Below are 25,712 nucleotides of genomic sequence, written 5' to 3'. Positions count from 1 at the left end.
TGATTTCTAATACATATTTTATAGTTTTGATAAACTTTTTTTATGAACTATGTGATTAGAGATGCCAGGGAAGAAGATATGACTCAAGTGCTGGGTTTAATCCAAGAATTGGCAATTTTTGAAAAAGAGCCTGATGCGGTCGAAATAACTGTTGAAGAACTTATACGTGAGGGTTTTGGTGATCGTCCCCTTTTTCATTGTTTTGTTGCCGAGGTAAAGGGTGAAATAGTAGGAATAGCCCTGGTGTATTATAGGTTTTCTACCTGGCAGGGGCGCTCTGTTCACTTAGAAGATCTTATTGTTAAAAAATCTATGAGAGGAACTGGTTTAGGTAGTGCATTATACAAAGAAGTATTAAAATACGCTAAATCAAAAGGAGTACGAAGAGTAGAGTGGGTTGTTTTGGATTGGAATACTCCTGCTATTGATTTTTATGAAAAAAGCGGAGCAAAGCTTTTAAAAGATTGGTACTTGGTTCAAATGGATCAAGATGGGGTTAATAAATTTGTATCAGAATCATAATACTTTCAAGATAACATTATATAATTATTATTAAAGAAACACTTGATTAATGAGAGTTTTTAAATTCGGGGGTGCATCTGTAAAGGATGCTAATGGGGTAAAAAATGTACTTAATGTACTTGAGAAAACGGGGTTTTCTAATCTAGTTATTGTTATTTCTGCAATGGGAAAAACAACCAATGCTTTGGAAGATATTGTCAAATTATATATTAATAATAGTAAAGAACTCAAAACATCACTTCTGGATCTGAAGGTATATCATAACGAAATTTTAGAAACACTTTTTGAAAACAAACAACATCCTGTTTTTAATAGAATTGAAGGACTTTTACTAGACATGCAAACAACATTGAATAGAAATAAGTCAACTCAGTATGATTATGTCTATGACCAAATAGTAAGCTATGGAGAGCTAATATCGACTACCATTGTAAGCGAGTACCTAAATCACAAAGGATATCAAAATGAGTGGTTAGATGCACGCGATTTTATTAAAACAGATACGGTCTATAGAGACGCCGAAGTACATTGGGAAACTACCCAAGACTTGATACTCCAAAAGATTAATAAAAATGGTCTTAGTATTACTCAAGGGTTTATTGGATCTGATGAGAATAACTTCACCACTACTTTGGGTAGAGAGGGGAGTGATTATACTGCCGGGATTTTGGCGTATTGTTTAAGTGCAGATAGTGTAAGTATCTGGAAAGATGTACCTGGTGTCCTTAATGCAGATCCCAGGGTATTTGATAAAACTCAATTATTGTCTCATATTTCTTATGAAGAAGCTATAGAACTTGCTTTTTATGGAGCATCTGTAATTCATCCAAAAACGATTCAACCTTTACAGCGTAAAGAAATACCGCTATATGTTAAATCGTTTCTTAATCCTGTTGATCAAGGGACTTCTGTAAAGAAAGGTCAACCATTAGACCCTCATTTGCCTTGTTATATTGTGAAGAAAAATCAGGTTTTAGTCTCACTTTCTTCTTTGGATTTTTCATTTATCGTCGAAAATAATATTAGTGAAATCTTTAGCCTTTTTCATCAATACCATATAAAAGTAGATCTTATTCAGAATTCTGCAATTAGTTTTTCGGTATGTCTTGACGATAAGTTTGATCATTTTGAAAAACTTTTAGGTAAACTTAAAGCAAAATTTAGAGTTACTTATAATACAAATGTGTCCTTATTTACGATTAGACACTTTACAAATGAAGCTATTACCTCTTTAGAAAAAAATAAAGATATTTTGCTAAAACAAATAACCAGAGAGACTTATCAAATGGTATCCCGAGATTAGTGATATCAATTCAAGGATTTTGCTATATTTGCAGTTAGCACAAATTGTATTTAATGCCTATAGTCACAGCAAGAGAAGTAGCCGCAGGGCTCAAAATGGATAAACTTGGTTTTATAGGCACCTTTATTGGTTGGGTGCTTCTTAAGATTACCCGAATATCAAAAATAAATCGACAGTATGATAAACTTAGTCATTTAGAAGGGCTAGAGTATATAAGTAAGACCCTTGACTTATATGGAGTTACTTTTGAAATTCCGGCAGAAGATTTAAAACGATTACCAAAAGAAGGTCCATTTATTACATTATCAAATCATCCACTAGGAGGACTTGATGGCGGAGTATTACTAAAATTAATGGTAGAACATCGTTCTGATTATAAAATTATTGCAAATTTTTTGTTACATAGTTTTAAACCATTAGAGCCTTATGTTATGCCTGTCAATCCTTTTGAGGATAGAAAAGAAGCAAAGTCTAGTCATAAAGGAATCAAAGAAGCTATTTTACATCTTAGAGAGGGCAAACCATTAGGTATTTTTCCGGCAGGAGAAGTATCTACTTTTAAAGAAGGTAAGAATTATGTAGACAAGCCTTGGGAACCGAGTGCGATGAGATTGGTTCAAAAAGCAAAGGTTCCTGTAATCCCTATATATTTTCATGCTCGTAATAGCAGGCTTTTTTATCGTCTGTCATCTATAAGTAGTATCTTACAAACAGCCAAATTACCGAGTGAACTTTTTTCTCAGGAAAATAAAGTAATCAAAGTACGAATTGGTAACCCGGTATCAGTAAAAGATCAGGGAGAACATACTAACCTTGAAGATTTTACGAATTTCTTGCGAAAGAAAACGTATATGTTAGCCAATCCTTTTGAAAAAAAGACATTAAGAGAATCGATTCCTCAAAACTTAAAACTACCAAAATCACCTAAAGAAATAGCTGTTGAAGGAAATATCAATGCAATAGAATTAGAATTACAATATTGTAGGGATCATGATAAACGATTATTGATTAGTAAGAATTATGAAGTTTTTCTGGCAAAGAAAAAGCATATCCCAAATGTAGTTCATGAAATAGGAAGGCTTAGAGAGATTACATTTAGAGAAATTGGGGAAGGAACTAATAACTCTTTAGATTTGGACCCTTTTGATGAATATTATCATCATATGTTTTTATGGGATAACGAAGCCAAAAAAATGGCTGGAGCGTATCGTATGGGTATGGGGTCAGAGATTTATGCTAACCGTGGTATTGACGGGTTTTACCTTCAGGATTTATTTAGATTTGAACCAGAATTGCATAAAATGATGAATGAATCTATCGAGATGGGTAGAGCCTTTATCATTAAAGAATATCAACAGCGTCCTATGCCATTATTTTTACTTTGGAAAGGTATAGTACATTGCACACTTCGTTTCCCAGAGCATAAGTATCTTATAGGTGGAGTTAGTATTAGTAATAAGTTTAGTAATTTTTCTAAATCTCTGATGATAGAGTTTATGAAATCTCATTATTATGACCCTTATGTGGCACAATATGTTAGACCTAAAAAAGAATTTAAAGTAAAATTAAAAGATGCTGATAAAGATTTCGTTTTTGATGAAAGTAAAAGTGATCTGAATAAATTTGATAAAATTATCGATGAAGTAGAACCAGGAAGTCTTCGTATTCCGGTTTTAATTAAAAAATATATTAAGCAAAATGCTAAAGTAGTAGCGTTTAATGTTGATCCGTTATTTAATAATGCGGTTGATGGTTTGATGTATATTCGTATCGCCGATCTCCCTGATAGTACTGTAAAACCTGTTATGGAAGAATTTCAGGCAGAATTAGAGAAGAAGTATTTTAAAAATGGGGATAAATAAAATTCTCATCATATATTATTTTTAAGATTAGATTTTCTTGATAATTTTTTCTCCTTTAGTCTTTAAAAAAGCAAAAATTAAAGTAACTTCAGTAGTGTTTCGAATTGACTTAATTTGCTAGGTTATGGTTATTGAATACGTATATTTTGCTATTGCCCTTGTAGGGATTTTATTCTTCTTCTATGTAATGCGTAGGATTTTTAGATGGCTGCAAAAGAAGGCTAGTACACTAGAGACCAATATTTTTTTTAGTAGTAATAAAGCTATTCAATTTTTTAAGTTTATTACTCCAAGAAGAGAACGACATATTCTCAAGATTGTAATTAGGCTATTTAGAATAACTGTCAGTATTGCCTTTTTGATTTTATATCTTCCTTTTATGTTTAGTTTGGTTCCACAAACTAAAGTATATGCAGATACTGTTTTGGGATATATAAAAAAACCATTGTTATTTCTGTATGATGGCATTATTGGGTTTATTCCTAATTTGTTTTTTATCGTTGTTATTTTCTTTATTACTAAATATTTACTTCGTTTTTTGAAATATGTTACCAATGAATTAGAGCAAGAAGCGGTTCGATTAGAAGGATTTCATGCAGATTGGGCACGCCCAACATTTAATCTTCTAAGAGTTATTATTATTGCTTTTGCGGTAATTATAATTTTCCCATATATACCGGGCTCAGATTCTCCGGCATTTAAAGGAGTATCTATCTTCTTCGGAGTATTATTTTCTTTGGGATCTACCTCTGCTATTTCTAATATTGTAGCAGGTATTGTAATTACATATATGCGACCATTTAAAGTAGGGGATCGCGTACAAATAGGAGAGACCATTGGAGATATCACAGATCGAAGCCTATTGGTAACACGAGTAAAAACTATTAAAAATTTGGATATTACTATTCCCAATTCGTCTATTTTGGGAAACCACATTGTTAATTTCAGCAAAAATGCTATTGATGATGTTGGAATTATATTACATACTTCGGTTACTATTGGGTATGATGTCTCAAGTAATAATGTATTGAAAGCTTTGGTCGAAGGGGCAAAAAAAACAGACTTGATTTTACCAGATCCTTCACCATTTGTTTTGATTAAAAGCCTTGATGATTTTTATGTAAGCTATGAAATTAATGCATACACTAAAAATCCCGAAAAAGCAGCATTGATTTATTCGATGCTACATGAGAATTTAAAGAATGAACTTCATCATGCGGAAATCGAAATATTGTCACCACATTATCAAGCGATAAGAGATGGAAATGTATTGACTGTGCCACCAGAGAATGTTCCCGAAAATTATATAAAGTCTGGATTTAAGGTAGAAAAATAATAGATTTTATTTTTCTAATTGTAAATAGAATATCAAAGAATGTTTTATAAATGAAAACCGCACAAAAATTAACTTTTGTGCGATCTTTTTTAGTTGTTCAGGCCAATGCGACCTTCAAGATTTTATAGATATACTTGTTTAGGGAGTCTTATCAGAACCCAAGTTGTATTTATTTAGATACCGTTTTCGGTATATTTTTTTCTGCAAAATCTTTGCAATATTCTTTAATCTGATTTCTGGTTTTTGTAAATGCAGTATGAATTTCTTCTTCTGTACCTTCTACCTTTGATGGATCAAAGAAATTATAGTGCAATCTTTCTGCTTTGCCAGGAAAGAAAGGACATCTTTCTTTGGCATTATCACACACCGTAATAATGTAATCAAATTGCACATCTAGATATTCATCGAGATTATTAGAAGTATGAGTAGAGATATCAATGCTATCTTCTTGCATAATAGCTATTGCTTTGGGATTTACCCCATGTGTTTCTACTCCGGCACTATAAATAGTTGCGTTGTCTTTGGCAAAGTGTTTTAAATATCCTTCTGCCATTTGACTTCTACAAGAATTACCTGTGCATAATACTAAAATATTCATAAGCGTTTTTGTTTTTGGTTATTCTCTTTTTAGAAGAGAATTTGTGGTGTTTATTGTGGTTATGTTATTATTTTACTTCTTCGTTCTAAAAGGGTATTATCGTGCCATACATTATCTAATTTCGCTACTTTTTCTCTATACCCTATTTCTCTAAATCCTAAAGATTTATGTAAATCAATACTCGCATTGTTATTCCTAAATATACCTGCTTGTAAGGTCCAGAATCCTGCCTTTTCGCTTTCCTCAATTAATTTGGATAAAAGTAGTTTACCTATACCCAAACCTCTATATTTTGATGTTATATAAATGCTAACTTCTGCTACTCCTTTATATACTTCTCTTTTTGAGGTAGGGGATAAGGCTGCCCAACCTGCAATAGTATTTTTACTGATAGCCTTAATTCTACAAGATTTTATGTGCGAAACATCCCATGTTTCCCATGTAGGTACCTGGGTTTCAAAAGTGGCAATTCCTGTATCCATTCCTTCTTTATAGATTGCAGAGATTGCAGGCCAATCCTTTTGGGTAAAATATGCTATTTTTAGTGTAGTGTCCATCTAGCAACAACCACTACCCGGAGCACAAGAACCAGCTTCTGTAGCATTATTTTCTGTAATTCCACAAGCTTCTTTTGCTTTACAATCTGTGGGGTTTACAGTAAGTTTCAGTATCAATTGATCGTTTTTGATTTCAAAATCTACAATGTGTAATTGTGCAGTATGAAACATAGCATTTCCATATTCTATTTTTGCTACTGCATCCATTTCATAAGATTTCATCTTTCCTACCTTTCTTAATATCCCCAGAGCTTTATAGGTACTCATATACTGTGATTTCCCTAATTCATCTGGGCTCTCCCATAGTTGAATAATAGTCTCTTTCCAGAAATCGGTACCGGCACCACAATCTACAGAATCTACGGTAATATGTTTTACTTCGGTGATGTGGTAATTAGTTCCTGCCAACATTCCCGGGGCATATTCGAATAGTAATGATTTATCTTGATGTTCTGCTAATAGTGTTATAAAGTCTGATGTATTCATAATTTTTGGTAATTAATATATTTAACAACAATTCTTTTTGGTCGTATTAAAAAATGAGTTTAGATTTTTTTGCAAAGTAGTCCATCGATCAATATCGATACAGTAACACATGCTTTTACCTTCGATTTCTCCCTTAAGTAAGCCTATACTTTTTAGTTCTTTAAGATGTTGAGATATTGTAGCTTGTGCTAATCCTATTTCTTCAACCAAGTCATTACATATACAAGCGTTTTGTTTGCTGATATATTGAAGAATAGCAATACGTGCGGGATGCCCTAGTATTTTGAAAAACTGTGCCAATTCATTTTGTTGTTGATCGAATATTTGCGTCTTAGTAATTCCCATAACCAATATTATAATATCGCAATATTACGATAACAAAGTGAAATAAAAAAGCCAGAAGTTAAAATTTCCAGCTTTTATTATTATTAGAACCAAGGCTTTTTACCAGCTTGATATGTTTGGTAAAACTCTTCGTCAGATTTTACGAGGTACATAATACCTTCTATTAATCCTATAATTCCAGAAATCGAAGAAGTAATTCCGCAGGTAAAAAAACCAAGAAGTCCACAAATAAGCATAATAATGCCTTCTTTATTATACCCCAAAATGAACTTATGGATTCCTAGCCAACCCAAAAGTATCCCTAAGATACCCGCCAGCATTTTTTTGTTATCCGTAGAATTAACAAATTCCTTAGCCTCTTCTGCAAAATCACTCGCTACTTCTTTAGCATCACTTGCAAAATCTTTTGCCGCTTCTGCAGCTTCTTCTGCTCCTTTTTTTATATCGTCTCCTAGGTTGTTGTTTTCTTCACTCATGTTGTTAAAATGATTTATTAGTTTGGAGAAAATTACAAAAAAATATCAATTAAAAATCAGAAGATTAGTAAGAATGTTTGTAAGTGTAAATTATTAGTATATAGGATAGCTATAGTATGCTGTATTTTGATAAGTCATATTTATTGTTATATTTGGTATAACAACTTTGAATAAAAAAAGAAACACTAACCTTTTAAATTTGAAAACTATGATATGGGGAATCTCATTAATCGTTTTAAGTATTCTTGCAGTACCATCATTATTATTATCTAAAAAACCAAATGCAAAAGAGCTTTTAGAAAAAATCGAACCTTACCAGGGTTGGATTGGATTTATATTTTGTATTTGGGGTATTTGGGGTATTATTTCTGCAATTTTAAATCTGGGATGGCTTACAACATATCCTATTTGGTGGATAACCTTGTTAGCAGGTAATATAGTTTCTGCAACATTAGGATTTATGCTTGGATTTGGTCTCATCAGTAAATATTTTTTATCCAAAAGTGAAGAGGCAAAAGAAAAAGCAAATCGCCTTAGAGAGAAATTGGCTCCAAAACAAGGTAAGCTTGGTATTATAGGGATAATAGTTGGCTGCTGGATGATTGTAGCATCTCTTTTATTCTTTATGTAATATTCTAAATGAAATTATATATAAAAAAGGTTGGCTACATAGCCAACCTTTTTTGTTAAGATGTTTTATAAGAATGCTTTGTCTATTGGTTCCCAAAGCTCAATTTTATTACCTTCTGGGTCAACGATCCATCCAAATTTTCCATATTCATATTCTTCTACTTTATCAATAACAGTTACCCCTTCACTTTTAAGAACTTTGAGAAGTTCAGTCAGGTTTTCTACCCTGAAATTCATCATAAACTCTTTCTTACTCGGTGCAAAATAAGTAGTATCGTCTTTAAAAGGACTCCATTGTGTAGAGCAATCGTTACCTTCTTTGTCTTTCCACCAGAATGTACAGCCATAGTCATCTGTATTAAAACCCAGATGGTCTTTGTACCAATCTTTTGTTTTTTTCGGATCAGCTGTTTTAAAAAACACCCCGCCAATTCCTGTTACTCGTTTTTTCATCTGTTTATATTTTATTGTTTTTTTACGTTCGATTCATAAATATGAATCCATTCTTTTGGAGTCATTTTAGTTGCTAATTTTCCTATCAGTTCCATAGGAATCTGATCTATTTTTTTGAATCGAATACAACTTTTACCCATATCTAATTTTGTTTTTACATATTTTGGGTATTCATCAGTAAACCATTTCATTAAATTGGGATTTGCATAAATACCACTATGATAGACTGCTATAAAATTCTTTTGAGAGGCTATATTCATAAATGGTAATGGCAGCTTAGGGTCACAGTGATAACCGCTTGGATATAAACTGTGTGGTACAACATATCCTATCATACCATAGCTTATGACTTCAGAAAAACCTTTGGGCAGGTTATCTTTTATTATTTTTCTAAGCATACTCATAGCTTCCTTTCTTTCTTCAGGTATAGCTTCTATATATTCATCTGGTGTTTTAGCTTCGTATTGCATACTATTTTTTTATTATATTATTTTTTAATTACCAGGCATTGGTTTACGTTGTAGTATTAGTGCTGAAATTAATGAAATTATAAATCCAATCATAAATACGGTAGCAAACATTAAAAAGAAGCTCATAAACCTGTTAGAAAATAACTCTTTTTGAGCTTCTAATTCTGCCAATTTAATTTCAAGTTCGGCTTGTGGGAGAGAGTTTTTCATTTGTTCAACATAATGCGAGTAGTATTCTGCCATAAAATCCGGATTAATGTATTTTATATAAATTACATCTAATATCCCAAATGCCAAAGCAGCAATAAGAGTGATAAGTATACCTATCAATAATGCTTTTCCAAAAGAAACGATACCATTATTTTCTTTATCCCGATACTGTTTAATGCCAAGAAACACAAAAAGTAGTGATATTATAATACCAGCATACCCGATTACTTCTTGAATAGAATAATCCAGGTTTTTCCCTAAAAACCACCCTGCAAGTGCTAACAAACATATAGTAATGGCACTTCGTAATCCATAACGTATAATTGTATTTTTCATTGATTTATATGTATTTATTGTTAGCTCCAAAAGTAAATTTAGGCTAATAAATAGCATTCATACTAAAGTATGAAATTTACAATATATGGGGTTGAAACCCTTTAAAGAGGTATGATTTGTAGTTCTTTTGCAATTTGTATGGCCTGGGTACGACGTTTTGCATCTAGTTTTACCAACATATTCGAAACATGAGTTTTTACAGTACTTTCTGAAACAAAGAGTTTTTCGGCTATCTCTTTATTTGATAACCCCATAGCAATTTGACATAAGACTTCATATTCTCGTTTACTTAATCCTAATTCTTCAATCTTTTGATAATCTATTTCCTGTGCAGGATTTTTCTTTTTGTGCAGGACTCTTTTATTTATAACTATACCAATTACAAAAAAAATAACAGCGATTATGGCAATTACAGTTTCTATTGATGAATCACCTGCAATAACAGTGTATTTACTTAACTGAAAAAGAGCTAGTATTGCTAAGACTAAAGCGGCGAAAGTAAAAATTGTTTTCCTCACTCTATAAATGTAGTAAAACTGAAATTTAATTTGAAAGCAAATCAATTTCTTGTTGAAGGTTTTGTTTTGCATTAGCTTCAAACCTTTTATAGAAGTATTCAGATTTAAAGATGGCTGGCATATTTATAAAATGATTTAAAACTTTGATTCGTCCCTTATTGTACATAAAATCAGGATAGTACTTATATTCTTTCCTTACATTTTTGTAATAAATCTCATAGTTTTTCCAATCACTTCCTAATATAGAGAGATCTGCATCGGTAAAATGGTTTATATCATTATTTTCTGAAACATGATGTCCTTTAGTAGCTAAGATGATTTCTTTACAGAGATGGATTTGATGTTTATCAATTGATAAGGAATGTAATATCTCTGTCGCTTTTTTTGCACTTTGTTCCTCATTATCCTGTTTTAGTACATTATAAATATAGTCATGATAAAACAGAGCAAATAAGATCATATTCCAGTCTTTGATATCGTTTTTGACTTCGATCAGTTTATGATAAAGGTGTTCTAAATGAGAAAGATTATGATAGTATCTGTTCTTTTTACCATGATACTTTACAACATCGACCCATAAGGATTCTATATAATCGGTATCCTTTATGTAGTTGGATAATAACGTTATGAATACTTCTTTTAACAAAACTCTGCTTTAATTTTATCAACTATCGTTTGTGCTAATTTCTCTTTAGATTCTATGGTCCAACCTGCGACATGTGGACTTAAGATTACATTATTCATTTTAAGGAGTTCTTTAAATTCTTTTGGCATATCTTTTTCTGAAGTAAATAAATTCTCAAAAGATGACTTTTCATATTCTAAAACATCTAGTCCTGCTCCCAATATTTTTCCTTCTTTTATACTTTTAACCAGATCTTCAGTCACTACACTTTTTCCTCGGGCAGTATTGATGAGCCAAAATGGTTTTTTGAATTTATTGATGAATGTGTTATTGATCATTCCTATAGTCTCTGGAGTTTCTGGAGTGTGTAGACTTAAAACATCGATTTTTTCAAAGAACTCATCAAGATCTACTTGTGTTGCATCACTGTTTTCTACATCATTTTTAATATCATAGCAAATAACTTCCACAGCAAAACCCCGTAACTTTTTTGCAAAGGCTCTACCCATATTACCGTACCCGATAATACCCACCGTTTTTCCATCGAGTTCTACACCACGATGCTCTTCACGAAGCCATTGTCCGTTTCGTACACTATGATCTCCATTATTTAATTTATTAAATAACGATAATATCATTCCCAGTGCATGCTCACCCACTGCATTGCGATTCCCTTCTGGTGCGTTAAATAGTTTGATCCCTAATTTCTCTGCGTATTCGATATCGATATTTTCTAATCCTGCACCTACACGTCCTATAAATTTTAAGTTTTTGGCTTTATCCAAAAAAGTTTTGTCAATGGCAAATCGACTTCTTATGATAATTCCATTATAGTTATGAATTTTGGATTCGATCTCTTCTTTTGTAGAAGTGCAATCTTCATCATTTTGAAAACTAACTTGTTTGAGTTGACTTAAAAGCAGAGGATGGTTTGTATCGAGGTGAAGTATTTTCATATATTTTGTATAGATCATCAAAATTAGTTAATAAAAGATTAGATACAGTATCTTTGGTATGTATCATCCCTTAATTTTAGAAATATTTAAGATGAGGTCATCATTTTATCACATTTTATTCTTGTGTTTTGTTTTCTTTTATGACTTAATGTGTGTGATCAAAATTCCAAAGAAGAACTATCAATATTTAGAGTATTTATAAGCCAAAGTAAGATACTGCTTAAAGAATATTAGGTAGTAAAATAAAGCTTAAGATTTTTTTTAAAAGAACCAAAATGTGACTTTCTAAAAAAACGGTGTCTTAATTATTATAGACACTTAAACACAAAATAAATGGCCCTTAGAATGAAAAAATTAATGCTTATAGTTGCTTTACTATCCTTTAGTATATCCATTTTCGCACAAAAAAAACCAAAAATTAAGGGAAATAGAATTATAAATGAAATCACTAAAGATATTTCTGAAACATTTAATACTGTCGAAATTGATGATGAATTAGAAGTAATTTTAAATCAAAGTGATCAAAGTGGATATTACCTAAAAACCGATGAGAATCTAATCGATATCGTTCAGTTTAAAGTAAAAGACAGTATATTAAAAATATATACCACCAATAGAATTGTGAGAAGCAGAAAACTAGAAATAAGTTTGAATGTAAAAGAAATAGAGCATATTATACTTAAAAATGATGCTAAAGTAAAAAGTAACAAAAAGTTGATTTCTGAAAAATTATATATCAGTGGCTATGATTCGAGTTATTTGGATTTGAATATAAAAGCAGATGATGTTAGAGTTACATTATATGATAAAGTAAGAGGAAAAATTAAAATAAAATCAGAAAATACTACGATTATTATGAATGGCAAAACAGATTTGAAAGCTTATGTAGTTACAGATAAAATAAAAGTTGCCATGACCAAAGCTGCCGAATTAAATATGGATGGAGATACAGATTATGCTTCTTTTGATGTTAAAGATTCATCAAAACTTAAGGCTAAAAAAATGAAAACTTCTTCTACAGATTTAAACACTTATAATTCTGCAGATGCATATGTATACGCTAAAAGAAATTTGGAACTTTATGCGCAAGGAAAAAGCATAGTGTATGTATATGGTAATCCCGAATTAGATGTTAAAACCCTCACTGATAAGACTAAAATAATAAAAAAGTAAAGCGTACTAAATTTTGTTTACCAACTATAACTTGACTTGGCGTGGGAGGGTGTTTGATTTATCAGACATCCTCTTTTGTTTATAATGTGAGTTTGATGTAAGGCTTTAATTTAAAAAACCGTCAAATTGAGTGGTTTTTCATAATGAAATGGAGAAAAATTGTATCGACCCTTCGACGAAGCTCAGGATGACAAGGCTTTTGCTTGAAAATTTACTTGCCTTTGATAGCTCTGCTGAGCTTGGTCCAAGGACAATTTTCTATCGAAAATCACTCTGACTGACGTAAATTTTGTTACACCGAACTCACATTCTATTTTTGCTGTATTATTGATGTTTTTCTTTTTAAAAAACAATAGAAATGTTTCTTCATTATTTAAAGAAATAAAGAAGTGATTTCATCTGGGATTCTTGCAGGTCTTAGTGTTTTCTTATGTAAAAAACACCAGCTTGTCTTGGCAGAAACTAATACTTTTTGAGTGGTCGTGTTTATAATTTTAGTATGACGTTCACTTCTAACACCTCTATAATTATCAATCCAGGTTTGTAGTGTGATTTCATCATTTTCATAAGCAGGGCTATGATATTCTATATAATGATTAAGAACTACCCAGACATATGTGTTCCTAATGCTCTCATCGGTTCTGGATTCCCAATGTTTTTTGGCAACATCTTGTACCCATTGTAGATACACTACATTATTTACATGATCCATATCATCTATTGCTGATGCCGGAACTGTAAAATGGAATTCAAAAATTTCGGATTTCATGAATAGGAGAGTTGATATCGATTAAAAATACAACTATTTTAAAATTTGAAAGAAGATTTGTGATCTAAAATCCTAAAATAAGTTTTGCTATATAAAAGAATAAGAAGATCCCAAAAATATCATTACTTGTTGTAATAAAGGGACCTGTAGCAATTGCAGGATCAATACCTCTTTTATCAAGAATAATAGGAACAAAAGTACCAATAAGTGCAGCTACAATAATAACACTCATAAGTGCAATTGCTATGGTTAAACTAAACGAGAGTTCATAGCTCATTATAAAACCAAAAACAATAATAAGTAGTGCTAATGCAGAACCATTAATTAAACTAAGGCTTACTTCTTTTAATAATCGATTTAATAAACTTCCTTTTACTACGTTATTTGCTAACCCTTGTACAATAATTGCAGAGGATTGAACACCAACATTTCCTGCCATAGCAGCAATTAGTGGTGTATAGAAAAATAAATCTCTAATTCTTGGATTGGTCATTACACCTTCAAAGCCCTGCATAATGAATACACTTCCTAATCCCCCAAAAAGGCCTAAAATTAACCAGGGTAATCGTGCTCTGGTAAGCTCCCATACATTATCATCTGCTTCTACATCTTGAGAAATACCCGCGGCTAATTGATAATCTTTCTCAGCCTCATCCTTAATAAAATCTACAATATCATCTATAGTTACTCGACCAACCAATACATTTTCTTTGTCTACTACAGGGATAGCTTCAAGATCATATTTTTGCATAATACGAGCTACTTCTTCTCCTTCGGTATCTACATCTACAGAATCTACTTTTGGAATATATACTTCGCTAATATGAGTTTTTGCAGAGGCAGTAAGTAAATCCTTAAGAGATAGTCTACCTTTTAACTTTTCATCTTTATCTACAACATAAATAGAATGTACTCGAGTAACATTTTCTGCCTGTCGTCGCATTTCTCTAACACAACCAGCTACGGTCCAGGTTTCTTTTACCATTACGAGCTCTTTAGCCATTAGTCCACCTGCAGTATCTTCATCATAGGTAAGAAGCTCTTTAATATCTTCTGCACGTTTTTCATCCTCTATCTCGGCAATTACTTTTTCTGCACGATCATCGGGAAGTTCGGCAACAATATCAGCAGCATCATCAGTAGCCATTTCTTCTAACTCTTCTGCAATCTCTTTTGCAGAAAGGTTTTCAAGGATACGTTCACGAAAATCTTCTTCGAGCTCCATAAGAGCTTCAGAGGTTTTTTCGCTATCCAATAATTTAATAAGGTAGGTAGCTTCAGATAAGCCAAGTTCACTAATGATTTCGGCAACATCAGCAAAATGTATTTCACTAAGCATTTCGCGCAGACGAGTATCACCTTCTTCACGGATGAGGTGTCGTACCTGTTCGATTAACTCATTAGAAACTTTAAATTGCATATACTCAGTATTTAGTGATCCCCTTCACAAACGCCCACAAAGATAACCAAAGAATTTAATTAGACTTTATGAGTATGTTAATCACTTAACCTGTTGTTTTTCAATTAATAATGTCAATTCTATAAATTGATCAACAGACAATTGTTCGGGGCGTTTAGTCAGAATTTCTAATGTTTTGGTCTCATCATTCAATTCAAAAGTTTTAAGACTATTTCTTAAAGTTTTACGACGTTGTCCAAAAGCAGTCTTTACGACTCTAAAAAATAATTTTTCATCACAAGGCAGAGCATATTCATTTTTTCTAATCAATCGCAATACTCCACTATCTACCTTGGGAGGAGGGTTAAAAACATCTGGAGAAACAGTAAATAGATATTCGGCATCATAAAAAGCTTGTGTAAGCACCGAAAGAATACCGTAGGCTTTACTACCCGCTTTTTCACAAATACGCTGGGCAACTTCTTTTTGAAACATCCCGGTAAATTCAGGAATACGATCTTTGTTTTCTAATGTTTTGAAAACAATTTGAGTAGAAATATTGTAAGGAAAGTTACCTGTTATTGCAAATTGTTCTTTGGTAAATAATAAATTTAGATCAAACTTTAGAAAATCAGCCTCTATTACTCGAAATGTAGTATTTCCTCTTAGCGCTTCTGTATGTTCGAGATGAAAATTAGTGTTAAGATATTCGATAGACTCTCTGTCTAGATCCATGGCTATAACATCAATATCTTTTTGAAGAATATATTTGGTAAGAACTCCCATTCCTGGGCCAATTTCAACAACATTTTTGTAACCTTGCAAAGTAAGGGTGTCACCAATCTTTTTGGCAATATTTTCATCCTTTAGAAAATGTTGTCCCAGGTGTTTTTTTGCCTTTACTGCAGTTTTTTCGAAAGAAGATTTGGGACTGGAGCTATATTTTTTATTTTTTTTTGATTTACTCATTCCGTTCACTTACAATTTCTAACTCGGTTCTAAACGCTACAAATTTACCAGTAAAACGATTAGATTTTGACCTAAGACGATCTGCGTCCTCATCATAGTATTTTTGTAAAGTTTCTTTATTGTTGGTCGTGTATTGTACAGAATAGGTGACACCTCCCATTTCTTCTTCTACCAATACTTTAGTCATTAATGCTTTACTAAACTTTCCCGTGGAAAGCATATCAGGTATATGCTCCTCTTTCATCCAATCTAACCATTCGTCATGGATAGTTTCTTCTATATTTATGGTAACGTTATATATGTACATGTTAGTTGTTAATGTTTTGGGAAATAGTATTTAGTATAATCACAAAGGCGCAAAGTTACAAAGAAGCAAAGATTTACAGGTGATTTAATTTATAGCATCTCCTCTTAAGGTTCTGTATTTTTTTCGGGCATCTACAAAATAAATACTATCTGCGTGATTAAAAATTATCTTTTCATATAATTCTTTAGCTTTTTCGGGCTCTCCTAGCTCATTCACATAGAGCTCGGCTAACCAATAATAGGCATCATCAACGAGGATATCATCATTATAAAATTCAATAATTTTTAGATAGTTGATTTTAGCTTTTTCGAATTGCTTTTCTTTTTCAAATAGTTTAGCCTGTCGTAAAAAAGCTTCATCCTCAATTTTTTCACCTTTATGTTGAGTTAAGATAATTTCAAGCATAGTAATTGCATCCTGATTTTTATTCTGAAAAGCTAATAGATCGGCCTTTGCAAAAATCTTTAAAGCAGTTTGAGTAGAATCCTCAAGAGAATTATCACTAATAATTAGACTTAACTCCATAGCATCGTTAGCAATCAATTGAGAGGTAGAAGACTTTAGTACATCGAGTTGCGTTTGTGCCCAGGCAAAATCCCCTTTATAATAACTGGTCTTTGCTACTTTAAACCTAGCATCTTGCGCTAAGAAATTATTTTTTAAAGCATTTTGTACCTGGGTATAATAAATTAATGCCTGATTAAATTTTTGATCCAATACCAGAATATCTGCAATTTTCATTTTTATTCTAGAAGATTGAAACCTTGATAGTGGTTCTCTATCTAATATATCTTTTAAAAAACGAATAGCTTCCTGTTTTTTATCCTGTTTAAAAGCTAGAAAATGCGAATAATCAATCTGTAATCCTATAGTTTCTCTGGCTTTTCCATATTCCTTAAATACTGTATTATATTGCTCTATAATAGTTTTATGTTCTTTTTTGGAGGCATTATCTACTTTTGCCTTCAGGATAATTTTATGAGCTGTAAGCTTCATATCTTTTGAAGCCGATGTTTCTAAAATATAATTTAGAATTTCTACCGCAGACTTAATATCTTTTTCCGAAATAGCAATTCTTGCCAGATCTATAATCCCTTCGGGACTTTCCTGTTTACGCTTATATATTGCTTTTTCTTGTATAAATGCTTTTTTAAATTCCTTTTGTTGTACAAAAAGCCAGCTTAGCATTTCATTATATAAGATATTGGGATTCCGTTGGAGTTTTTTAATCAATAACTTTCTAAATATAACATTTGCCTCACCCGTTGGACTATCTGTTATGTAGTCACTAAAATTTCGTTGTACAATATTTATATAATTAGGCTGCAATCGCAATAATGCCAAATAGCTATCAAACATTTTTTCTAGTTTCCCCTGTTCTCCATAGATTTTGGCTAATTGTACATTAAAATTTGCTCTGGGATTGTGCTTCATCCCTTTTTCATAAATTAAAGCTGCTTCATCTAATAAACTATATTTTTCAAAAGTTTGGGCAAGTGAATAGGCATGATTTGCATTATTGTTATTATAGGTTTCTATAGCTTTATCATAGTAAGTACGAGCTTGCTCTGTTTTACCTTGCAGATCATAATGGTGCCCTAATTCGACCAGAATTTGAGCATTATTTGGAATTTTCTCAATTCGCTTTTTTAGAATGCTCTCTGCTTTATCAAAATGTTCTAATTGTTGATGAGATTCTACTAACCCTAATAAATAATTAATTCGGTTTGGGTTTTTGGTATATAATTTTTTGTAGACAGAAAGTGCTTTTTCGTATTGTCCCTGCTGGATATAGTTTTTTGCTAACTGCTCCGACTGCGCAATCGTCGAAAAAGTAAACAACAGGGTAATATAGAAAAAGATAAAGCGCATTTTGCAAGTTTTTTTGTAAAGATAGCAAAATGCGCTTTAGTAATATGTTATGGATCCCTTAATCTATATATTCAAATCCACAGTAAGGAACTAGTACTTCAGGGATTTTGATACCTTTTGGAGTTTGGTAATTTTCTAATATACCTGCGAGTACTCTAGGTAATGCTAATGAGCTTCCATTAAGTGTATGTGCTAACTGATTTTTTCCCTTCGCATCTTTAAACCTTAATTTTAAGCGATTAGCTTGATAAGATTCAAAGTTAGATACAGAACTAATCTCTAACCAACGATCTTGCGCTGTAGAGAAAACTTCGAAATCAAATGTTAGTGCAGCAGTAAATCCAATATCCCCACCACAAAGGCGTAGTATACGATACGGTAATTGTAAATCGTTAAGGATACTTTTTATATGATCTACCATTCCATCAAGAGCATTATAAGAGTTTTCTGGTTTTTCGATACGCACAATTTCTACCTTATCAAATTGATGCAAACGATTTAAACCACGTACATGCGCACCATAAGAACCTGCCTCACGTCTAAAACATGGAGTATATCCCGTACAGCAAATAGGAAGATCACTTTCTTGTAATAACTCGTCTCTAAACATATTGGTCACAGGAACTTCTGCAGTAGGGATAAGGTATAGATCGTCTCCGGTTACATGATACATTTGCCCTTCTTTATCGGGTAATTGTCCAGTACCATATCCTGATGCTTCATTAACCAGATGAGGTACCTGAAATTCTTTATACCCTGCATCAGTATTTTTATCCAAAAAATAGCTAATCAAAGCACGTTGCAATCGAGCACCTTTACCTTTATACACAGGGAAACCAGCTCCTGTTATTTTTACACCCAATTCAAAATCAATAATGTCATACTTTTTGGCAAGCTCCCAATGTGGTAACGCACCTTCTTCTAAAACAGGAATATCACCTTCACGAAAAATCTCTTCATTGTCTTCGTCACTTTGACCATTAGGAACAGAATCGTGAGGGACATTTGGAATGGTGTACAACAACTGGATTAATTTCTCTTGGATATCAGTAAGTTCTGTTGATAATTGCTTAGAGCTATCTTTTAATTGTGCAGTTTTCTCTTTTAACAGGTTTGCTTTTTGCTGTTCACCATTTTTAAATAGCATCCCTATTTCTTTAGAGAATTTATTAGAGTCGGCCAGAGTATTGTCTAATTTAGTCTGTGTGGCACGTCGACTTTCATCCAGGCCAATAATTTCTTCTAAAACAGCAGCGGCGTCAAAATTCCTTTTTGTCAAAGCTTTTATATACGCTTCTTTGTTTGCTATGATGTTTTGTACTATTAACATGATATCTTTTTTGGGCGATTTTCGGGCTATTCGTTATATCTTTTTCTTGGCCACCCTAAGCTTATCCAAGGGTATTAATGATCAAGAAAAAGGATGCCACTACTATCCCTATCGCAATGAAGGAGCAAATTTAAAGAAAAGTGAGGTTTTAGATTGTAGTTCTATAGTGAATTTTAAGAAATTTATTCAAACCCATTTAAGAACATAAAAATTTATGCAATAGGGACTTCTATATTGATGACCGTACCTCTTTGAATTACAGAGTCTATGAACATATCTCCGGATAAAGTACTCAAACGAGTCTTTATGTTTTTAAACCCAATTCCATCAACTGCTTTTCCACTCTCGAAACCTACACCATCATCTTCAAAAAGTAGTTGTATCGAATCATCGTGATGATTGAGATAGATATCGATATTTTTGGCTTTAGCATGTTTAAGACAATTAGTTAATAGTTCTTGTATGATCTTAAATAATTCTTCTGTAAGAGTCGGACTAATTTGGTTAATCTGATTTTTGGGATATGGGTGAAATGATATTTGCTGACCGCTACCATTGATCACATTATTGATATATTCTTTTATCAATGAGGTAATCGGATTTTTTTGAAACTTTTTTGGGATAAGGTTGTGAGAAAAATCTCTTACCTGGTTGTAGGTCTCATCGACTTGTTTAATAATATTTGCTTCTTGATCATCGGTTTTACCAGAGTTAGAAAGCTGCAATTTTATACTTGCCAGATTACCACCAACACTATCATGTAACTCTCGTGCAAGGCGTTGTCTTTCTTTATCCTGCCCTTCCATTGTGGCTTTGATCAGATTTAATTCCTGATCCTTCATTAGCCCATATACTTTTTGAGTATTAACTTCTTCCTGAGATTTGTTGAGCGCTATTTGAGTCTTTAATTTCTGAAAATACATAAATAGCAAGCCGACTACTGGTAATAGTACAGCAAGAAAACCGATCAAAAATGCTTTTTTGATAGTTCGTTGTCTTTTAAGTTCACTTTCCTTTATTAACTGCTCTTCTTTAAGTGATAATATCTCTTTCTCTTTTTGAAGTGTCTGATATTTAACCTCTAGTTCTTTTACAATTTTTTTATTTTGTTTTGTAGTGATTTGGTTAGAAACATCTACGTATTGGGTCATTAATGAATATGCATTTTTATAATTTCCACGACTTGCATACAAACCCTTTAGCATATGGATAACTTTTTTTTGCAATTCTAGCCTGTTCCATTGTACCGCATTTACATATGCAGAGTTTAATATCATTTCTGCAGAATCGTAATCTTCTAATTTATAATATACGCGACCTATTTGATATACGGCTTCTATATATAGATCATAGAAATGATTTTCTTGAGCTTGCTCTTTTGCAGGCATAAAATATTCCATTGCCTTTATGGTTCGGTCATTAAAAAGTTCGAGTCGCCCGAGTTTTAATCGAACCTCTATCGCTATTTTATTTGGAGTATCAGGGAGATCCTCTAATACAGAAAAATAATAGGATCTTGCTTTTTCAATATTGTTTTTATGAAAATAAATATCTCCTAAAAACTTTCCGGCCAGTATTATGGTTTCCTTATTCTTAGACTCTGTAATGCAGGATTCAAAAATGGGGAGCGCTAGATCATATTTTTTTTGTTCCAGATATACAGCACCCAATCCGAGTTGGTGTTTGTAATACATCGTTTGCATTTTGGGAATAGGAGAGTTGGTGATACCTTCGATAAAATGTTTCATCGCTGCATCATAGAGACCGTTTTTAAGTTTTCCGTGCCCGATAATATTGTTTGCTATAGAAAGGTATAATGGTTTGTCTGAAATATTTTCTTCTAGCGCTGTTGTTTTTAAAAGATCTCCATAATACGTTATAGAATCGGTATTGCCTGCTTGCAGGTGTATTTGAGCTATTTTTTCAATTAATTGTAGGCGCGTAATAACATCCGGACTGTTTTTAAGCTGGCGATATAATTGCGCATCTACGGTGTTAGGAATAATACCAAAAAAAGTATAATTAGTATTCTGCCTGTTGTTTTGGCTATGTGCAGAAAAGAAAAACAACAGAAGAATGCTACAAATTCCCTTTATTAAATATGAATGCATTGTAATGATTTTTGTGAACCGAAATTAAGTACACAAATTAGAGTATATAATTTCGAGTTAAAACCGTATTTCCTTGATTTTAAACTATGCAAAACTACATAAGGTTTTACAATTAAATACTATAGGTATCGAAAAATAACTTAATTTTAGCTTGTTTTATCATAAAAAAGAACGCTTTGACTCTTTTTTATGTCATAAATCATAAGACTATTTTATTCTTTTTCTTCATACTTGAGAACCCATGGATTTGTAGTAAAATAATTCCATGAAGCACTGGCCAGATCAACTTTTGGGTCGATAAGTGTTTGGTATTTTTTGCCATTAATAGATACTTTACTATGGACATAGATGGCAATATCTTTTTCTTTTATGGCATATTCGGCCTTGAGTTTTTGTGCAAATTGCCACATAGCATCTGGTTTTGATGATACTAACCGCAATTGTTTTTTGGAGAGGTAATCATTTTTGTTTATTAATTTTTGCAATGCTTTAGGATCATTTTTATCTACAAAATAGAAATTAGTAGTACCGTATCGACCTCTTAGCATCATACGCCAACTCATTCTATGACCTTCTTCTGTCCATAATACATCTCCCGGGATAATCCAGTGACGAATAGGAAGCAAGATTTGTATAACAAACCATATTGTTAGTACAGGAAGTAGAAATTTACGGTATGAAGGAATAATGACTTCTCCTGCATTATAAAATTCCTTCTTTCTCATAAACAGATGATGTACCCTTTCTCTTGTAAAGAAAAAGACGGTAAATGCCAATGATAAATATGGAAATATCCCTATTTGAAAAACAATAGAATTAAAAATATGGAAAAATACACTAAAACAAAAAGCGGCTAATCGGGTTCTCCTCCACAGTAGTAAGGGGACAATCAATAAGTCGAATAAGATACCATAATATGCAATAAAAACATGTGTCCAATGTTCCTGAAGAATGTTTCCTACAATAGGATAATTTGCTTTACCAATCATCAGGTTTTTGGCAACAGTAAAATCTAGCCAGTCTGGATATAATTTAGCTACCGATGCATAGGTATATACAATCCAGAGTTGAGCAATAATAACTAATATGCACCACCTGGGCATCGCAATTTTTTTGAGTAATGGATTTTGTTTTACATCTATCGAGAAATAATTCCCTGCTGGTAGCGTGCACATTATTATGCAAAGTAGTAATAAGAGATAGTAATGGTTGTTATAAGATGCTTTTTGCATAAAATAAACCCCTGCCCATAATATGGTATAGCCAATCATACTCCATCGATATTTAAAACCAATCATTACTAAAAGGCCAAAAACCCCCATTATGGCAAAATAATAATACATACCATTACCGGGTAAAGGTTGTAAAAAATCTAAACCAATAAAGTTAAAAGTAAATTTGGGCTCGATTAGGGTGCGAGTAACCCAGCCTGTAAAAATAGCTCCAATAGCTTCTGAAGCAATCAGGAATCCAAAAAAAACTCTAAATATAATAAGGGAACTATTATCTATATGAGTGAATAGCCAACGATTGATCATACCAAAGAATTTATAAAATCACGAGAAAAATCTTCATCTTGCTGCATAGCATCTTGTAATTGCTCTAGGGAATCAAATTTTTTCTCATCTCTAATACGTTTTATCATTTCGATCTGAATCTTTTTGTCATATAAATTAAAAGAAGTGTCAAAGAAATGAGTTTCTATCGTTTGTCGAGTGCCGTTTACCGTAGGATTTGTGCCTATATTCATCATTCCAAAATAGGTTTTGCTATCAATAAATGATTTTACAATATAGACTCCATTTTTTGGAATTAGTTTGTAATCTTCTTTGATATGTAAATTAGCTGTCGGATAGTTAAGTTTACGCCCAAGTTTTTTTCCTTCTACTACTTTACCGGTTAACATAAAGCAATACCCCAGATACGCATTTGCTTGAGTAATATTTCCATCGAATAGTGCTTTTCTGATTTTGGTAGAACTTACCGCGACATCATCAAGATCTTGTTTAGAAATTTCTTCTACAGTAAAATTATTTTGTATACCATAAGAAGCAAGATCTGTGATATTAGAATTGCGATTACGCCCAAACCGATGATCATATCCTATAATAACATGTTTTGCTTTAAGGCAATCAACAAGCATTTGTTGTACATATTCTCCCGCACTTAGACGAGAGAATTCTTTGGTAAATGGATGAATAACCAAACTGTCTAGTCCTGTCTTTTCTAATATCTGTATACGCTCATCAATAGTGTTGATAAGTTTAATATCCGAATCCTGTTGTAGTACCATTCTGGGATGTGGAAAAAATGTAAGAATAACCGACTCCAGATTGTTTTTTCTGGCACTCTCTATCAGGCGTTCTATTATTTTTTTGTGACCAATATGTACACCATCAAAAGTACCTATAGTAACTACAGAATGTATTTGGCTATCATATGTTTTTGCATTAGTATAACGTTTCATCTGTTCATTTTTGATTTGATTTCAATTGTCAGATAGAATTCGTTAATAAATAATATAACCTGTCTATTGCTAGGTAGAAAGTTATTATGATTGTTATGGCTCATTTTGAGAAGTAAGATTTTAAGCAGTTGTAAAAATAAAAAATAGTTCTGAGACATTTCTTTATTTTCCGTTAAAGGTATTCATTGTATTTGATGTTCCTGCAGTGGCAAAAGATTTAATCAAAGTGATTCCTTTTTCTAATCGTTCTGGTATAGCAGATTCTTCTTCGGGATTCCATTCTCCTAATACGTAGTCTACTTGTCTGCCTTTACCAAATTCATCACCAACTCCAAATCTAAACCTGCAATATTTAGAAGTTTGTAATTGTGCTTCGATGTCTTTAAGTCCATTATGACCGCCAGCACTGCCTTTGGATTTGAGGCGGATAGTACCAAAAGAGAGGTTAATATCATCGGTAACAACCAAAAGGTTTTCTAAAGGTATTTTTTCTTTCTCTAACCAATATCGAACTGCTTTTCCGCTAAGGTTCATATAGGTATTAGGTTTGAGAAGTATAATGGTTCTTCCTTTGTATTTGTATGTAGTAAGATCGCCTAGTTTTTTGGTTTCGAAAGTGAGATTTTCTTCTTTGGCCAAAGCATCCAGAATTTTAAAACCGATATTATGACGAGTATTGTGGTATTTTGGACCAATATTACCTAGACCGGCAACAAGAAATTTTTTCATGAGATCTTCTTGATTTTCATGGGGTTGTTTAGAAAATAATTTTTTAATTATCGAAAACATGTTGTTTTTATTTGCGTGAGGGATAGGAGCGGTATCCTTTTTTTGCTGCCCTGAGCTAGTCGATGGGTTGCAAAAAAAGATACAGCATATAGCCCGGCCTCCACGTTGAAGCGTGGGGGATACGCTCCGAAAATTTTCATAAAAATAAAAAAAGCATTCTGAATTCAATTCAGAATGCTTTTATATTATATTAAAACCGTAAGATTATGCTTCTGCTGCAGGAGCTTCTGCACCTTCAGTTGCGCCTTCAGCTGCACCTTCAGTTTCTTCTTCTTCTTCTTCGTCTTCAACAGCAGTACGAGATGTCTTAATCATACAGATCACTGTATTGTCTGGGTGTAGGATCGTAAAATTATCACTTGCTACATCGGTAACGGTTAATTTATTTCCGATTTTTAGGTTGGTGATATCTCCTTCGATAAGATCTGGAAGATTAGTTGCAAGACCTTTTACTTTAATACGTCTTAGGTTAAAACGTAGTACACCTCCATTAAGAACCCCTCTTGAACTTCCTGTCGTTCTGAAAGGAATCTCCATAGTGATTGGCTTATCGTCAAAAATTTCAATAAAATCGATATGTAAAATTTTATCGGTTACAGGGTGAAATTGAATATCCTGTAGGATAGCATTTATTTTTGTACCATTATCCAAAGCTATTACCACGGTATGAACGTTTGGAGTATACACTAAGTTTTTGAAAGCAATTTCTGGTGCTGCAAAGTGTACAATAGTGTCTCCACCATAAATAACACAAGGTACCTGTCCAGCATTACGTAAGGCTTTTGTTGCTTTCTTGCCTACGCTTTCTCTTTGAGATGCATTGATTGTTAATGATTTCATTTT

Annotated in this window: 28 protein-coding genes; 6 read left to right on the top strand and 22 right to left on the bottom strand. The window is 32.5% G+C overall.

Features of this window, described 5'->3' with window-relative positions:
- Nucleotides 1–42: 42 nt before the first annotated feature.
- The 4 genes from Z054_RS0109895 (at nt 43) to Z054_RS0109880 (ending at nt 5,023) form a co-directional block, all read left to right on the top strand.
- The gene (locus tag Z054_RS0109895) at nt 43–522 is read left to right on the top strand and encodes a GNAT family N-acetyltransferase (RefSeq protein WP_024769911.1); all 480 of its coding nucleotides are present in this window, start codon (nt 43–45) and stop codon (nt 520–522) included.
- Between the two features lie 49 nt (nt 523–571).
- Entirely contained in the window at nt 572–1,825 is a 1,254-nt protein-coding gene (locus Z054_RS0109890; RefSeq protein WP_024769910.1) for an aspartate kinase, read from the top strand.
- A 53-nt stretch (nt 1,826–1,878) separates the two neighbouring features.
- Nucleotides 1,879–3,687, top strand: a complete 1,809-nt coding sequence (locus tag Z054_RS0109885; protein ID WP_024769909.1) for a GNAT family N-acyltransferase — start codon at nt 1,879–1,881, stop codon at nt 3,685–3,687.
- Nucleotides 3,688–3,811: 124 nt separating this feature from the next.
- Nucleotides 3,812–5,023 carry a mechanosensitive ion channel family protein gene (locus tag Z054_RS0109880; RefSeq protein ID WP_024769908.1) on the top strand — a complete coding sequence of 404 codons (1,212 nt, stop codon included), beginning with the start codon at nt 3,812–3,814 and terminating at the stop codon, nt 5,021–5,023.
- A gap of 169 nt (nt 5,024–5,192) precedes the next feature.
- Here the strand turns inward: Z054_RS0109880 and Z054_RS0109875 are convergent, their stop codons facing one another.
- The 5 genes from Z054_RS0109875 to Z054_RS0109855 all read right to left on the bottom strand — a co-directional run bounded on the left by Z054_RS0109875 (nt 5,193) and on the right by Z054_RS0109855 (nt 7,485).
- Complete coding sequence (locus Z054_RS0109875) at nt 5,193–5,621, bottom strand: arsenate reductase ArsC (RefSeq protein ID WP_035091335.1); 429 nt, start codon at nt 5,619–5,621, stop codon at nt 5,193–5,195.
- 59 nt (nt 5,622–5,680) lie between these two features.
- Nucleotides 5,681–6,178: a GNAT family N-acetyltransferase gene (locus tag Z054_RS0109870; RefSeq protein ID WP_024769906.1), complete on the bottom strand. Its 498-nt coding sequence runs from the start codon at nt 6,176–6,178 to the stop codon at nt 5,681–5,683.
- Entirely contained in the window at nt 6,179–6,664 is a 486-nt protein-coding gene (locus Z054_RS0109865; protein WP_024769905.1) for a DUF6428 family protein, read from the bottom strand.
- Nucleotides 6,665–6,685: 21 nt separating this feature from the next.
- On the bottom strand, nt 6,686–7,009 hold the full coding sequence (locus Z054_RS0109860) for an ArsR/SmtB family transcription factor (RefSeq protein ID WP_024769904.1): 324 nt from the start codon (nt 7,007–7,009) through the stop codon (nt 6,686–6,688).
- An 83-nt stretch (nt 7,010–7,092) separates the two neighbouring features.
- Complete coding sequence (locus Z054_RS0109855) at nt 7,093–7,485, bottom strand: TM2 domain-containing protein (RefSeq protein ID WP_024769903.1); 393 nt, start codon at nt 7,483–7,485, stop codon at nt 7,093–7,095.
- A 208-nt stretch (nt 7,486–7,693) separates the two neighbouring features.
- On the opposite strand from Z054_RS0109855, the gene Z054_RS0109850 reads away from it, so the two are divergent.
- Nucleotides 7,694–8,116: a hypothetical protein gene (locus tag Z054_RS0109850; RefSeq protein WP_024769902.1), complete on the top strand. Its 423-nt coding sequence runs from the start codon at nt 7,694–7,696 to the stop codon at nt 8,114–8,116.
- A gap of 65 nt (nt 8,117–8,181) precedes the next feature.
- Here the strand turns inward: Z054_RS0109850 and Z054_RS0109845 are convergent, their stop codons facing one another.
- From Z054_RS0109845 to Z054_RS0109820, 6 genes are all read right to left on the bottom strand, one after another.
- A complete protein-coding gene (locus Z054_RS0109845) occupies nt 8,182–8,568 on the bottom strand; it encodes a VOC family protein (protein ID WP_024769901.1) in 387 nt (128 codons plus the stop codon).
- Nucleotides 8,569–8,579: 11 nt separating this feature from the next.
- Complete coding sequence (locus Z054_RS0109840; protein ID WP_024769900.1) at nt 8,580–9,038, bottom strand: DUF1801 domain-containing protein; 459 nt, start codon at nt 9,036–9,038, stop codon at nt 8,580–8,582.
- A 24-nt stretch (nt 9,039–9,062) separates the two neighbouring features.
- A complete protein-coding gene (locus tag Z054_RS0109835; protein ID WP_024769899.1) occupies nt 9,063–9,584 on the bottom strand; it encodes a DUF4199 domain-containing protein in 522 nt (173 codons plus the stop codon).
- A 101-nt stretch (nt 9,585–9,685) separates the two neighbouring features.
- Nucleotides 9,686–10,102 (bottom strand): response regulator transcription factor, encoded by a 417-nt coding sequence (locus Z054_RS32630; protein ID WP_024769898.1) that lies wholly within the window; start codon nt 10,100–10,102, stop codon nt 9,686–9,688.
- 25 nt (nt 10,103–10,127) lie between these two features.
- On the bottom strand, nt 10,128–10,748 hold the full coding sequence (locus Z054_RS0109825; RefSeq protein WP_024769897.1) for an HD domain-containing protein: 621 nt from the start codon (nt 10,746–10,748) through the stop codon (nt 10,128–10,130).
- Nucleotides 10,742–11,683, bottom strand: coding sequence for a 2-hydroxyacid dehydrogenase (locus tag Z054_RS0109820; RefSeq protein WP_024769896.1), 942 nt, complete (start codon nt 11,681–11,683; stop codon nt 10,742–10,744). Before Z054_RS0109820 ends, Z054_RS0109825 begins: the two co-directional genes overlap by 7 nt.
- 345 nt (nt 11,684–12,028) lie before the next feature.
- Here Z054_RS0109820 and Z054_RS0109815 point away from each other — a divergent pair, with 345 nt between their 5' ends.
- Nucleotides 12,029–12,856, top strand: coding sequence for a GIN domain-containing protein (locus tag Z054_RS0109815; RefSeq protein ID WP_035091331.1), 828 nt, complete (start codon nt 12,029–12,031; stop codon nt 12,854–12,856).
- Between the two features lie 373 nt (nt 12,857–13,229).
- Here Z054_RS0109815 and Z054_RS0109810 read toward each other — a convergent pair whose 3' ends face one another.
- The 11 genes from Z054_RS0109810 to Z054_RS0109755 form a co-directional block, all read right to left on the bottom strand.
- Entirely contained in the window at nt 13,230–13,625 is a 396-nt protein-coding gene (locus Z054_RS0109810) for an acyl-CoA thioesterase (RefSeq protein WP_024769894.1), read from the bottom strand.
- A 64-nt stretch (nt 13,626–13,689) separates the two neighbouring features.
- On the bottom strand, nt 13,690–15,045 hold the full coding sequence (gene mgtE / locus Z054_RS0109805) for a magnesium transporter (RefSeq protein ID WP_024769893.1): 1,356 nt from the start codon (nt 15,043–15,045) through the stop codon (nt 13,690–13,692).
- Nucleotides 15,046–15,126: 81 nt separating this feature from the next.
- Entirely contained in the window at nt 15,127–15,993 is an 867-nt protein-coding gene (gene rsmA / locus Z054_RS0109800) for a 16S rRNA (adenine(1518)-N(6)/adenine(1519)-N(6))-dimethyltransferase RsmA (RefSeq protein WP_024769892.1), read from the bottom strand.
- Nucleotides 15,986–16,300 (bottom strand): DUF4286 family protein, encoded by a 315-nt coding sequence (locus Z054_RS0109795; protein WP_024769891.1) that lies wholly within the window; start codon nt 16,298–16,300, stop codon nt 15,986–15,988. Before Z054_RS0109795 ends, rsmA begins: the two co-directional genes overlap by 8 nt.
- Before the next feature lie 84 nt (nt 16,301–16,384).
- Nucleotides 16,385–18,172 carry a tetratricopeptide repeat protein gene (locus Z054_RS0109790; RefSeq protein WP_024769890.1) on the bottom strand — a complete coding sequence of 596 codons (1,788 nt, stop codon included), beginning with the start codon at nt 18,170–18,172 and terminating at the stop codon, nt 16,385–16,387.
- Between the two features lie 58 nt (nt 18,173–18,230).
- On the bottom strand, nt 18,231–19,502 hold the full coding sequence (serS, locus tag Z054_RS0109785; protein ID WP_024769889.1) for a serine--tRNA ligase: 1,272 nt from the start codon (nt 19,500–19,502) through the stop codon (nt 18,231–18,233).
- 212 nt (nt 19,503–19,714) lie between these two features.
- Nucleotides 19,715–21,613: a tetratricopeptide repeat-containing sensor histidine kinase gene (locus Z054_RS0109775; RefSeq protein ID WP_024769887.1), complete on the bottom strand. Its 1,899-nt coding sequence runs from the start codon at nt 21,611–21,613 to the stop codon at nt 19,715–19,717.
- Nucleotides 21,614–21,825: 212 nt separating this feature from the next.
- Nucleotides 21,826–23,151: an HTTM domain-containing protein gene (locus Z054_RS0109770; RefSeq protein ID WP_024769886.1), complete on the bottom strand. Its 1,326-nt coding sequence runs from the start codon at nt 23,149–23,151 to the stop codon at nt 21,826–21,828.
- On the bottom strand, nt 23,148–24,080 hold the full coding sequence (locus Z054_RS0109765) for a bifunctional riboflavin kinase/FAD synthetase (protein ID WP_024769885.1): 933 nt from the start codon (nt 24,078–24,080) through the stop codon (nt 23,148–23,150). The genes Z054_RS0109770 and Z054_RS0109765 overlap by 4 nt, the downstream gene beginning before the upstream one ends.
- A 162-nt stretch (nt 24,081–24,242) precedes the next feature.
- Nucleotides 24,243–24,809 carry an aminoacyl-tRNA hydrolase gene (gene pth / locus Z054_RS0109760; protein ID WP_241461405.1) on the bottom strand — a complete coding sequence of 189 codons (567 nt, stop codon included), beginning with the start codon at nt 24,807–24,809 and terminating at the stop codon, nt 24,243–24,245.
- A gap of 264 nt (nt 24,810–25,073) precedes the next feature.
- A complete protein-coding gene (locus Z054_RS0109755) occupies nt 25,074–25,709 on the bottom strand; it encodes a 50S ribosomal protein L25/general stress protein Ctc (protein ID WP_024769883.1) in 636 nt (211 codons plus the stop codon).
- Between the last annotated feature and the right edge of the window lie 3 nt (nt 25,710–25,712).

The organism is Aquimarina macrocephali JAMB N27 (assembly GCF_000520995.1).
Taxonomy (GTDB): Bacteria; Bacteroidota; Bacteroidia; order Flavobacteriales; family Flavobacteriaceae; genus Aquimarina; species Aquimarina macrocephali.
Note: the sequence above shows the minus strand (reverse complement) of the source record. Positions and strands in the feature narration are given on the sequence as shown.